Origin of the sequence: Streptomyces capitiformicae (assembly GCF_002214185.1) — a bacterium.
In the GTDB taxonomy this organism is placed as follows: domain Bacteria; phylum Actinomycetota; class Actinomycetes; order Streptomycetales; family Streptomycetaceae; genus Streptomyces; species Streptomyces capitiformicae.
This window is the reverse complement of the sequence record NZ_CP022161.1, coordinates 9,966,035-9,978,629: the sequence shown is the minus strand read 5'-3', so window position 1 is coordinate 9,978,629 and position 12,595 is coordinate 9,966,035. Positions and strand designations below refer to the sequence as shown.

The window sequence follows — 12,595 nt, the reverse complement described above, 5'->3', positions numbered from 1 at the left end:
GTCTTACTTGGCGCCCGCCGCACCACGGCGGATGCCGAGGCGGTCGACCAGCGTACGGAAGCGCTGGATGTCCTTCTTGGCGAGGTACTGCAGCAGGCGGCGACGCTGACCGACCAGGATCAGCAGACCACGACGGGAGTGGTGGTCGTGCTTGTGGGTCTTGAGGTGCTCGGTCAGGTCAGAGATACGGCGGGAGAGCATCGCGACCTGGACCTCGGGGGAGCCGGTGTCGCCCTCCTTGGTACCGAACTCGCTGATGATCTGCTTCTTCGTAGCGGCGTCGAGCGACACGCGATACTCCTCATGAGTCTCTTCGATGCCACCGAGTGCCCCTGGTCTTCGTCTCAGGGGGGCTTCTGTGACTCGGGTGGCGGGATCCGTCGGCGCTGCCTCCGGGTCCTTGAGGGAGTCCGGGGTGCGTACACAGACGGCCGGTGCAAGGGTACCAGGCTGGTGGGACGCGCTCGGTCGGGCGGTCGGGGCGGCCCTCAGCCGGTCAGTGACCGGACCGTGGTGAGGACACCCAGGACCGCCAGGCACAGCGGGATCAGGGTGAGCAGCACGAACGCCTCGGCGATGTCGAGGAGGCGGCCCCAGAATGGGGAGAGACCCTTCTGGGGGATGATCAGGCCGATCGCCGTGAGCAGCGCGGCTCCGGCGGCGACGGCGGCCGTGAGCCAGATGGTGCGGAGGTTCAGGGCACCCCGGTCGCCGTGGAGCACGAACTCGGTGAGGGCCTCGGCCGGCGGGTTGAGCGCGAGGCCGATCAGCAGGAGGGCGAGGGCCGCGACACCGGCGACGAGGGCGCAGGCCACCTGCGAGGTGTAGCGGAACAGACGGGCGCGGATCAGCATGGCGAGACCGGCGGCGAGGCCCAGGAGCCGGCCCCACAGCCCGTCCGAGAAGCCGAGTACGGCGGTGGAGGCGACCACCACCGCGGAAGTGCCGCCGACGAGGCCCAGCAGCATCTCGTGCCCGCGCCGGGCCTGGGCAGCGATGCGCTCGGCGTCGAGGGGCTCGGTGTCCGGGGCCTGGGAAGGGTCCAGGTCGAAGTCCTCGTACGCGGCGGAGCGCGGCGAGGCGTAGCCGATCGGCAGCCGGGCGAAGCGAGCCGACAGACCGGGCAGGAAGGCGACCAGGCCGACGGAGACCGGGGCACACACCGCGGCGATGTCGGTCGCGGAGCCGTCGGCGACGATCGCCACGAAGGTGGCCACGGCGCCGACCGCCGCCGCGAAGGTGGTGGCCACGAAGGCCGCGTCCCCGCTGGGGGCGAGCGCGACGAGCGCGACGGAGGCGACCAGCACCGCCACGCAGCCCAGCATGAACTGCAGCTTGCCCGGCCCCTGTCCGCCCGCCGGGCCGATGATTCCGGAGCCCGCGAGTAGGAGCAGGGGCAGGGCGGCGAGCCCCATGGCCGCCGCGCCCACGCGGTCGGCGTACACCCGTGCGCGCACGGCCGCGTAGGCGGTCAGGAGCACGCCCAGGCCACCCGCGATGACGCCGGGCAGGCCGTGCATGTCGTGGCGGACCGGGTCGGCGTACCAGAGCACGAAGGCGACGAGCAGCAGGAACAGGGCGCCGCCGATCAGCCCGGCGACACGCAGCAGGTCGTCACTCCACAGGTGGCGGTCGCGAACGACCGCGGAGGCGACCGCGTCGGAGACGTCGTCGTGGACGGCGGGTGGCAGCGATTCGGCGAAGGGTCGCAGGCTGAGCACCTCGCCGTCGAGCACCCGTTCGTCGGCGAGCGTACGGGCGCCGTCGAGAGTGGTGCCGTCGCGGCGTACCAGGTGGTAGCCCGTCGGAGTGCCGACCGGTTGGGTCTGGCCGGTCAGGCGCAGGATCTCCGGATAGACGTCGGCGATGGTGATGTCCACCGGGAGGGCGACGTCGATGCGGCTGTCGGGTGCCACGACAGTGACTCGGCAGAACCCGGTCGTCGCGGTCGTACTCACCTTTACTGACCCCCTGCTTCGCGGATGCGTACGCTGCGGGCGTCACCCTACCGGTAGGGGCCGTCAGTGGTGACAAGTAGGATCCGGGCGAGTGGAGGGCGACCGTCACCACGGGGGTGCCGGTACGGAACTGCCTGTCCGCATAAGGGGATTGATGCAGCGGTGAGCCAGATCGTCATCAAGCGCCCACCGCGTTCCCTGCCGCCCGAAGTGCCCTCCGACGAGCTGCGGTTGGAGGCTCCTCCGGAGCTGCCGCGGGGTCAGCAGGAGGGCATGCTGATGCAGATCCTGCCGACGCTCGGCATGGGCTCGTCGGTGGTGTTCTACTTCGCGTCCCCGAACGCCCATCCGTTCATGAGGATCATGGGTGTGGTGATGCTCGTGTCGACGGCCGCGATGGTGATCGCGCAGATCGTCCGACACCGTCGCGGTACGCAGGGGCAAATGGCCGATGTGCGCCGGGACTATCTCAAATACCTCGCGCAGACCCGGCGTACGGTCCGTAGGACCGGCTTGAAGCAGCGCGACGCGCAGCTGTATCTGCACCCCTCTCCCGAGCAATTGTGGTCGGTGGTCGCCGAGGGCAGCCGGGTGTGGGAACGCCGGGTCGGGGACGCGGACTTCGGGCAGGTGCGGATCGGTCTGGGCCCGCAGCAGCTGGCCTCTCCCCTGGTGGCTCCCGAGACCGCGCCCGTGGACGAGCTCGAACCTCTCTGCGCCGGTGCCATGCAGCGCTTCCTCGCGGTGCACGGTCAGTTGGACGGGCTGCCGGTCGCGGTGTCGATGCGCGCCTTCTACCACGTGACGGTGTCCGGCGAGCCGGAGAGCGCACAGGCCGCCGCACGCGCCCTGGTGGCCCAACTCACCACTCTTCACTCTCCCGACGATCTGCTGCTGGCCGTGGTCGCCGCCCCGAACGCGGTCGGCCGCTGGGACTGGACCAAGTGGCTGCCGCACAGCCAGTTGACCGGGCAGTTCGACGGGGCCGGCACGCGGCGGCTGTTCGGTGACGATCTCGGTGAGCTGGAGCAGTTGCTGTCGGCCCGCCTCGAAGGCCGCCCGCGTTTCAGCCGGGACGGTCAGCCCGTCCTGGACCAGCCGCACCTCATTGTCGTCCTCGACGGCGGAATCGTGCCCCCGACCTCCGCCTTCGCGGCCGCCGAGGGTCTGCAGGGCGTGACCATCATCGAGGTCGTCCCGGGCGAGCTCGACCAGCCCCGGGGCGGCCTCTCCATCGTCGTACGGCCGGACCGGCTGTGGCTGGACACGGGTGCCGAGGTCGCCTACGAGGGCACGCCCGACGGGCTGTCCCTGCCCGCCGCCGAGGCGCTCGCCCGGCAGCTGGCCCCCCTGCGCATGGGCGGCGGCAACGACGACGAACCGCTGCTCGCCAACCTGGACTTCACCGATCTGCTGGGGCTCGGCGACGCCGCTTCCGTGGAGGTCACCCGCACTTGGCGACCGCGGTCGACACCGGAGCGCCTGCGGGTGCCCATCGGTGTCGGCGAGGACGGCCGGCCCGTGATGCTGGACCTCAAGGAGGCCGCGCAGGACGGCATGGGCCCGCACGGCCTCTGTGTGGGCGCGACCGGCTCCGGCAAGTCGGAGCTGCTGCGCACGCTGGTGCTCGGCCTCGCGGTCACCCACTCCTCCGAGACGCTGAACTTCGTCCTCGCGGACTTCAAGGGCGGCGCCACCTTCGCCGGCATGTCCCAGATGCCGCATGTCGCCGCCGTCATCACCAACCTCTCCGACGACCTGACCCTCGTCGACCGCATGGGCGACGCGATCCGCGGTGAACTGCAGCGCCGTCAGGAGCTGCTGCGCTCGGCGGGCAACTACGCCAACATCCACGACTACGAGAAGGCGCGGGCCGCCGGTGCGCCGCTGGAGCCGCTGGCCTCGCTCGTCCTGGTGATCGACGAGTTCAGCGAACTCCTCACGGCCAAGCCGGACTTCATCGACATGTTCATCCAGATCGGCCGCATCGGGCGCTCCCTGGGTGTGCATCTACTGCTCGCCTCGCAGCGCCTGGAGGAGGGCCGGCTGCGCGGGCTGGACACCTATCTGTCGTACCGGATCGGTCTGCGTACGTTCTCGGCCGCGGAGTCGCGTGCGGCGCTGGGCGTTCCGGACGCCTACCATCTGCCCTCCGTGCCAGGTTCCGGGTATCTGAAGTTCGGTACGGACGAGATGACCCGCTTCAAGGCGGCGTACGTGTCGGGTGCGTACCGCTCCGGCGGCCCCGACGTCTCCCGGGACCGGATGCCGATCGAGCGCCGGCCCGCGCTGTTCACGGCGACGCCGGTGCCGGTCACCTATGCGACTCCGGACCCGGCGCAGGGCCAGGCTCCGCCCTCCAGGCAGGACGACGACGCGCTGGCCGACACGGTGCTCGACGTCATCGTGCAGCGGCTCGAGGGGCAGGGTGTGCCCGCCCACCAGGTGTGGCTGCCGCCGCTGGACCAGGCGCCGACGCTGGACCAGTTGCTGCCGCCGCTCGCCTCGACGGCCGAACGCGGCCTGCAGGCCGCCGAGTACGCGCGGCCGGGCGGACTGACGGTCCCTCTCGGTCTGATCGACAAGCCGTTCGAGCAGAAGCGCGAGGTGCTGTACCGGGACTTCTCCGGCGCGGCGGGTCACATGATGGTCGTCGGCGGCCCCCAGTCCGGCAAGTCCACGCTGCTGCGCACGCTGATCGGTTCGTTCGCCTTGACCCACACGCCGCACGAGGTGCAGTTCTACTGCCTCGACTTCGGCGGTGGCGGCCTGTCGTCACTGTCGGACCTGCCGCATATCGGCGGAGTCGCCTCCCGGCTGGACCCCGAACGGGTCCGGCGTACGGTCGCGGAGGTGTCGGGCATCCTCAACCGCCGCGAGCAGTTCTTCCGCGCGAACGGCATCGACTCCATCGGCACATACCGTCGACGGCGCGCGGCCGGCGAACTGCCCGGCGAGGCCTGGGGCGACGTCTTCCTGGTCATCGACGGCTGGGGCAACTTCAAGGGCGACTACGACGCCCTGGAGGGCGTGGTCAACGACATCGCGGGCCGCGGCCTCGGGTACGGCATCCACGTCGTGCTCTCCGCGTCGCGCTACATGGAGGTGCGGTCGGCGCTCAAGGACCAGATCCTGGGCCGGCTGGAGCTGCGCCTCGGTGACGTCATGGACTCCGAGTTCGACCGCAGGGTCGCGGCGAACGTTCCGGCAGGTGTGCCGGGCCGTGGCCAGGTCCCGGAGAAGCTGCACTTCATGACGGCACTGCCGCGTATCGACTCCTCGTCGGACGCGGACGGCCTGTCGGACGCCACGGCCCAGCTGGTGCAGGCGGTCAAGGGCAACTGGCAGGGGCCCGCGGCTCCGACGGTCCGCCTTCTGCCCCGCAGGCTGCCGGCCGACCAGTTGCCCAAGGGATTCGAGTTCCCGCAGCACGGCATCGCGATCGGTATCGACGAGGCCAACCTCGAACCGGTCTTCATCGACTTCGACACGGACCCCTTCTTCCTGGTCTTCGGGGAGAGCGAGTCGGGCAAGACGAACCTGCTGCGCCTGATCGCGAAGCAGATCGCCGAGCGCTACACCCCCTCGGAAGCCCGGATCGTCGTCGGCGACTACCGCAGGACGATGCTGGAGGCGGTCTCCGAGGACCATTTGCTCGAGTACGCACCGATGGCATCCGCGATGGACGTCCACATGGACGCCATACGGCAGTTCATGGAGATGCGCGCGCCCAAGCCCGACATCACGCCGCAGCAGCTGCGCGACCGCAGCTGGTGGAGCGGACCGCAGCTGTTCGTCATCGTCGACGACTACGAGCTGGTCGCCACGAACTCCGGGAACCCGCTGTCGGCCCTCGTCGAGCATCTGCCCTTCGCCCGTGACGTGGGCGTGAAGTTCATCATCGCCCGTAACGCGGCGGGGGCCTCGCGTTCCATGTACGAGTCGTTCATGCAGCGAGTGAAGGAGCTCGGCGCGCAGGGAGTCGTCCTGTCCGGCGACCCCATGGAGGGCGACATCCTCGGCAACGTCCGGGCGCGGCCCATGCCTCCGGGGCGGGGCACATTCGTGTCACGGAAGCGCGGAGCCCCACTTATCCAGGTGGGCTTGCTTCCGCAACGCCATTAGAGTGATGAACAGCGTTGAAACAGGCCTTGGTTGACTTGGGTGAACGGGGAGAACGGGGAGGCGGCCGACATGAGTTCGGACGGGGGCGAGGGCAGGGGCGGGGACGCGCCGGACACCGGCAAGTCCTTCGACAGCCTGTACGGCGTGAACCCTCAGATGGCGCTGGACATCCAGCACGACGCCATGAAGAACTTCAAGAAGCGCGTCGACAACCTGCTGATCGAGCTGGGCAAGTCCGAGGCTTCCCCCGACAAGGTCGGCCAGGACCGTCTCTCCCGCGCCCAGCTCGGATCTGCCGACTTCAAGGAAGCACAGTTCCTCTACGAGTCGTACGCCATCGTCCACGACGAGTTGGAGAACCTCTCGAAGGCGCTCAGCGCACAGATCGAAGGGGTGGGACTGGCCGTGCACGCGTCACGGGTGGGCTTCGAGAACCTGGACGAGGACATCAAGGCGCGGATGCGGGAGGTCAACGCGGAGGTCGACAAGTACTACGACGTCGACCGTGACCCGTATGCCCGACAGCAGGCACAGCAGCAACAGGACGAGCCGATCGCGGAGGTCACCGAAGCGGAGAAGGGCCTGTAATGAGCGAGCAGCCCCAGCGAAAGCAACCCACGCCCCAGCACACCGACTTCGAGTCCATGACCCACGCTCAGCTCGCGGCGATGCTGGACTCCGCCAACGCAGAGGGCGCCTACGACCTCGCCGCGAAGCTCTCCAAGGCCGCCTCGACGATCACCAAGATCGGCGACGACCTCATGACGTACGTCAAGGGCCTGGAGTGGCAGGGCGAGGCCGGCGACACCTTCCGCGAGTGGGGCGGGCAGACTGCGAGCGCCACGCTCCACCTCGGCGAGTACGCCGAGGTGGCGTCCCGTTGGATGGGCATCGTGTCCCAGGCCATCGCGGAGGCGAAGGCGGTCATGCCGGCCACCTCCGAGACCACGGCCGCGCAGGCGGACCTGCGCACCGCGGAGAAGTCCCTGGCCGCAACCAAGGAGCCGGGCGCCCGCAACGACCCCGACGCCCGAAAACTGGCCCAGACCGCCCAGTCCGACGCGACGGCGGCACAGTGGCGAATCGACGCGGCCCGGTACGAGGCGGCGCAACAGATGCGGAAGCTGGCGCAGACTTACCAGCAGTCGGCTGCGCAGGTTAATTCTGTGGAGCCGCCTACGTTTGTGCCGCCGGCAAAGAGCATGAACCGTGGCCAGTGGGTGGACGACGATCGTAATTACGAATCGATCACTTCTCCGTCCGGTGGAAGTGGCAACGGGACAGGTTCGTCCACCACTTCTGGTCTCAACGGTCGCGAACGCGACTCCACTTCGCAGTCGACCCCAACTGAGCCGGGCAAGGAGCGGATTTCTCGTCCCGAGCCAGTCAACATGGGTCTTGACGGCCTGAACACCCTCCCGAAATCTTCGGGACCAGACCTCACTCAGCCTTCGGTTGTTCCCGGCGGCTCAGAGCGTCCCGACCCACGTCTTCCGTCGCAACCGGTCGGTATCCCGCCCTTCGACGGCACCAGAAGCAGCACTAGTCCGACTGCCCCCGGCCGCGTTCCGTCGGCCACTCGGGCACCATTCCTGCCTGGCCAGGGCGTGGCCAACGGCAGTGCTCGCATGCCGCGCGAGACCGGAATCGTAGGGGGACGCCCTGTGCCCCCGACCTCAGGCCGTCCGACTGGGGCCCTTCCGAGGGGGACCGTCATCGGCGAAGGCGCGCAGGGACGTACGGCGATGGGGCGTGGTATCACTCCCGGCATGCCCTTTGGAGGCAATTCAGGTGCTGGGCACAGCAATGGTGCATCCGTCGGCCGACGTCTGGCTTCTGAGGCTGGCGGAGTGTTCGGCAACCGTCCGAACCAGCCTGGCAATGGCGGATCCCGTCCTTTCACCCCAGGAGGATCGGGTCTCACTCGGCATGCTGGTGGATCCGCGCCCGCACAGAGCTCAACGCAGCGCCGCGACGGCATAACTGCACACATGGCCAGTTCGTCATCAACACGACGCGACCCCCGTCAAGGCGATCGACCCGACTATCTGACCGAAGACGAGGAGACCTGGCAGCGTGGCAATCGTCGCCCGCTGCCACCAGTTGTCGACTGACTCCTCATTCGGTTGCGACCCGCCCCTGGAAGGCACATGCGAACCAGTAGTAAGCAAATAGCGCGACCCGCGTCGGTAGTCGCAGGTGCCCTCGGACTGCTGCTGGTGGGCATCACCCCAACTCCTGCGCATGCCGACTCGATTCGCTCCCGGCAATGGCACCTCGATGCCATGCAGGCTGACGAGATGTGGAAGATCAGCACCGGGCGTGGCATAACCGTTGCTGTCATCGACTCCGGAGTAGATGACAGTTTGGCCGATCTCAAAGGCCAAGTCCTTGAAGGTAAGGACTACTCGAAGCAGTCCGGAGACGAAAAAACCGACCTTGAAGGGCATGGGACCGGCGTGGCCGCTCTCATCGCGGCAACTGGCGCGCGCGGGGAACTCAACGGCTCCTATGGCCTCGCGCCAGGGGTGAAGATCCTCCCCATCCGCATGAGGTACGCCACCGAAGACTACGGAAAGGTGGATACAGGAGCCGAGTATTCCAGAAAGATGACGGAGGCGATCCGATTCGCGGCGGACTCCAGAGCTCAGATCATCAACATTTCCATGGCCAGTGAAAACACTCCAGGAATGCAGAACGTCGGAACCCCGGAACTTGCTGCAGCCGTGAAGTACGCCCTCGCTAAAGGTAAATTGATCTTCGCCGGTGTCGGCAACCGCGGCGACAAAGACAACCTACCCATGTATCCAGCAGCCACACCTGGCGTCATCGGCGTCGGAGCGATCAACGAGGACATCGAACGAAGCTCCTTCTCCCAGTGGGGAAAGCAAGTAGATATCGCCGCCCCCGGTGAAAATATGGTCCACGCGTGTCCTGGTGGCACTCAAGTCTGTAACTCCGACGGAACCAGCGACGCCACCGCGATCGCCTCCGCCTCCGCCGCCCTCATCTGGTCGAAGCACCCCACGTGGACGAACAACCAGGTTCTGCGTGTCCTGATCAACTCGATGAAGGGCAACGAGAAGAAGTGGACCTGGAACAACGCCATCGGTTACGGCATTGTCCGTCCGCGTATCGCGCTGCAGAACCCTGGCGACCCGGGACCTGCGGACGAGTATCCGCTGCCCGACCTCGCTGCGGCCGCGGAGTCAGCCTCTCCGTCTCCTGGGGCTTCGAAGTCCAGCGGCTCCTCCGGCGACGAGAATGCGGACGCGGACGAGTCGACCACCAGTGCCTCGCCCTCGGACGATGACAACGCAGTCCTTTGGATCAGCCTGGGCATCGGAGCAGCAGCACTGCTCGGCGCGGCGATTGTCGTCCCGATGATCCTCGCGCGCCGGCGACGATCCACGATTCCGTCGATCTCGACGATCCCTCCTGGGTACGCGCCTCCCACTTCACAGCCTCCCCACACCTACGGGACCTATGGCCCGCCTCAGGCGCCCTCGAACTCCCCTTATTCGCCGCCACCTCCTGGGCCCGGCCCGTCTTCTTGAACTGCTCTGTCGGAGCAGCCATCGAACCGCCCGGTCAAATAGGCAACTGTTGTCACCAAAGAGGTCTCTGTGTCCTTCGAAGAACAGTGGTCGTCAGCCCGCAACCAGGCCACGACCAACAGCACTACGTCCGCTGCCGCCGACTCGGGGCAAGGAGAGGCCGGTGGACGCATGGTCTACATCGACTTTCCATGGCTCAAAGGTGCCAGGGTCCTCACTGAATTGCGCGCGACCACGGCTTCCGGCGTGACACAGCTCAGCGACGAGGACAGCACTTTTTCCCCGAGCACCAAAGCGCTGGCAACAGTGTTGGCCATGGATGCCGTACGGGACTCATGGCATCGCCGCCTGAAGGCGGTCCGGGACGAGTGTGAGAATCTGGATTCGCCGATGCGCCAGGTAGCCCGGGACCAGGGAGAGAACGAGGCTGCCCTCACATCAGCCATCGCCAGTGAACGCATGTCGGCATCACGATTCCCCGGCGGGAAGTAACCACCTTGATCTCTCTACAGGAACTAAAGGACCTCAAACTGACGGAACTGGTCGACGCTGCCCGAGGCTGGTCAGAGATCAGCAAGAAGGCCTACTCCTCTCGCGACCGGGTCAACAACGAGATCGTCGCAACCCTGACCGATACGCAAGAGAGCATGTCAGCGGTGGCGGCTGTCATACGCCTGGGAACACTCTCACGGAACTATCAATACATTCATACGGAGTGCGGCCTGGTGAGCGCCGCTCTGCACGGACTCGCCGAAGAATTGGCGGCTCCACAGCGCCGACTGCTCGACGCTCTCGCAGAGGCCGAGAGTATGAATTTCGAGGTGTTCGACGATGGCTCGGTACGCTACCCGGCAGCGAAATCCAGCGATACGGAACTCCCCGGAGACACAGTTTCGGGGGCTGACGACTTCTTCTCCCGAACTCTTCGCACCACGGTAGCCGCAGCCACCATGAATCCGAACGCAACACTCGCGCAAGGGATCGCCAACAGGATCGCTACTGCGCTGAGTGAAGCGAACTCCATTGACGAGCAATACTCTGCGGCAGTCAGCAAACTGAAGGCCGCAGAAGGCCTCGAGGTTACCGACGCGACGTGGGCAGATGTGAGCGCCGATGCCTCTGCCGTTCACGGAGCTGTCGACGACGTTCTCAAAGACGATATTCCCACGGACAAGTCGGCAGCAGAACGGAAGGAGTGGTGGGACGGCCTCAGCGAAGAGGACCGCATCGCCTATATGGCAATCTATCCAGACACCATCGGCAACATGGACGGCATCCCGGCAGTGGCCCGCGATGAGGCCAATCGCACTTACCTGCCGCAGCTCATGGGAAAATTGGAAGCCCAGGGCAGTGAGGATGCTCAGACAAAGCTCGCAGGTCTCCGTAAAATTAACGATCAACTCCTGGCGGGAAGCAACCCACCCATGTTCCTCCTCGGTATCGGAGATGAAGGACAGGGAAGAGCGATCGTTTCATACGGAAACCCTGACACATCAAGGAACGTATCCGCCTACGTACCCGGCTTGAGCACGAAACTTGATGGAGAGTTCGCCGACGGCACATTGAAGCGCGCACGAGACACTGCCATTGGAGCTCGAAGAATCGATCCTTCAAGCGCTTCAATCGTTTGGCTCGGGTATGACGCGCCATTGGGTGCCGATGTAGGATTCACTGACGACGCCGAAAGAGGTGCACCCGCGTACCAGAATTTCATGAGTGGAATCGCAGCGGCGAATGAAAATGCCGACCCCCACGTGACCGCCATCGGCCACTCATACGGTTCTCTGACCGTGGGTACCGCCAGCCAGCAACCAGGCGGCATGCCTGACGTCGATGACTACATCCTGCTCGGCAGCCCGGGTGTGGGCGTGGACCGCGCCGAAGACCTTGGTGTCAGCAAGGAGCATGTCTTCGTCGGAGCAGCCGGCAATGACCTCGTCACACACGCGCCGTCCGGCGGTTCGGTTGCTGGTGGAGCTATTGGGGCAGCCGCAGGCTTCGCTGTCGGTGGGCCAGTCGGCGCGGGCGTGGGCCTTGCCGTGGGCTCGGACCTGGGCGACCCAGGCGATGACGACAACTGGTTTGGCACCGACCCTGTGAACGAAGAGTTCGGCGCCATTCGTATGCGAACAGACGATGGACCGTTCCCTATCCCTCACGCTTTCGACGCCCACTCCAATTATTTCGACCCAGAAATAGATCTCACGTCTGCTGAAAACATCGCTAAAATTGTCGCCGGAAATGGAGACGAAGTCATCCGGGAGGATCATCGATGAAAGTACGCGCCGGATTGACTGTAATGGTCATCGCGCTCGCTACGGGCTGCGGCGTGCTGGGAGATAACGGCAGCGAAGGTAAAAACATGTCCGACATGACAATGCAACAAGCAGCTGAAAGAGCAGACAGCATCCTGACCGAAACGATGACGGCAATCAAGCCTCAAGTGAAATGGGTGCACGGGATCTCCACAGACCTGACGTGCTCAGTATCACGCAGAGTCTCGGTGACCACTATTATCTCCCCAGAACGAAGGGGTAGTTTTTTTGGCGTCGTGGAACGCTACTGGAAAAAGAAAGGATTTACCCATCGCGTCTCGAGTAATGGCAGCAAGAATCCGTCAACGCACTTCCTGACTACGGATCAGTTTCAGATCCAATTGCTATTCGGCTATCAAGGCCAGGCCCACTTTCAGGTCACAACCCCCTGTGTCAAAAAATCCGCGGTAGCACCACCGCAGCCAGTTTCCGGCGTTCCAGAATATGACGGAAGCGAGCCGCCACTCCCTAGCGAGACTTCGGATTTCTGGTCGGCAAACACACCAATTTCGTCTGCCTCGCCCAGCTCATAAGAACGTGGCGGTGTTCCAGCAAGTCCAGTGGCAGAAAAGCCCTCGGCACCAAGGTACTCCGGGGGCTTGTTGTCAACTGGCAGGGGCCCGCGGCTCCGACGGTCCGC

9 protein-coding genes are annotated in these 12,595 nt (G+C 65.8%); 7 read left to right on the top strand and 2 right to left on the bottom strand.

Features of this window, described 5'->3' with window-relative positions; all coding sequences use genetic code 11:
• Positions 1–3: 3 nt before the first annotated feature.
• Together rpsO and eccD are read right to left on the bottom strand one after the other, a co-directional pair.
• Complete coding sequence (rpsO, locus tag CES90_RS44855; protein ID WP_033529274.1) at positions 4–291, bottom strand: 30S ribosomal protein S15; 288 nt, start codon at positions 289–291, stop codon at positions 4–6.
• A 197-nt stretch (positions 292–488) separates the two neighbouring features.
• Positions 489–1,958, bottom strand: coding sequence for a type VII secretion integral membrane protein EccD (eccD, locus tag CES90_RS44850; RefSeq protein ID WP_189782648.1), 1,470 nt, complete (start codon positions 1,956–1,958; stop codon positions 489–491).
• A gap of 162 nt (positions 1,959–2,120) precedes the next feature.
• Between eccD and eccCa the strand changes: the two genes are divergently transcribed.
• The 7 genes from eccCa (at position 2,121) to CES90_RS44815 (ending at position 12,488) form a co-directional block, all read left to right on the top strand.
• Positions 2,121–6,083, top strand: a complete 3,963-nt coding sequence (gene eccCa, locus CES90_RS44845; protein WP_189782647.1) for a type VII secretion protein EccCa — start codon at positions 2,121–2,123, stop codon at positions 6,081–6,083.
• A gap of 69 nt (positions 6,084–6,152) precedes the next feature.
• Complete coding sequence (locus tag CES90_RS44840; protein WP_189782646.1) at positions 6,153–6,671, top strand: hypothetical protein; 519 nt, start codon at positions 6,153–6,155, stop codon at positions 6,669–6,671.
• Positions 6,671–8,197 carry a WXG100 family type VII secretion target gene (locus CES90_RS44835; RefSeq protein WP_189782645.1) on the top strand — a complete coding sequence of 509 codons (1,527 nt, stop codon included), beginning with the start codon at positions 6,671–6,673 and terminating at the stop codon, positions 8,195–8,197. Before CES90_RS44840 ends, CES90_RS44835 begins: the two co-directional genes overlap by 1 nt.
• A gap of 105 nt (positions 8,198–8,302) precedes the next feature.
• Positions 8,303–9,640 carry a type VII secretion-associated serine protease mycosin gene (gene mycP, locus CES90_RS44830; protein WP_308437852.1) on the top strand — a complete coding sequence of 446 codons (1,338 nt, stop codon included), beginning with the start codon at positions 8,303–8,305 and terminating at the stop codon, positions 9,638–9,640.
• 69 nt (positions 9,641–9,709) lie between these two features.
• Positions 9,710–10,132 (top strand): hypothetical protein, encoded by a 423-nt coding sequence (locus CES90_RS44825; protein ID WP_189782643.1) that lies wholly within the window; start codon positions 9,710–9,712, stop codon positions 10,130–10,132.
• Positions 10,133–10,137: 5 nt separating this feature from the next.
• Complete coding sequence (locus CES90_RS44820) at positions 10,138–11,916, top strand: alpha/beta hydrolase (RefSeq protein ID WP_189782642.1); 1,779 nt, start codon at positions 10,138–10,140, stop codon at positions 11,914–11,916.
• Positions 11,913–12,488 carry a hypothetical protein gene (locus CES90_RS44815; protein WP_189782641.1) on the top strand — a complete coding sequence of 192 codons (576 nt, stop codon included), beginning with the start codon at positions 11,913–11,915 and terminating at the stop codon, positions 12,486–12,488. The genes CES90_RS44820 and CES90_RS44815 overlap by 4 nt, the downstream gene beginning before the upstream one ends.
• Positions 12,489–12,595: the final 107 nt, after the last annotated feature.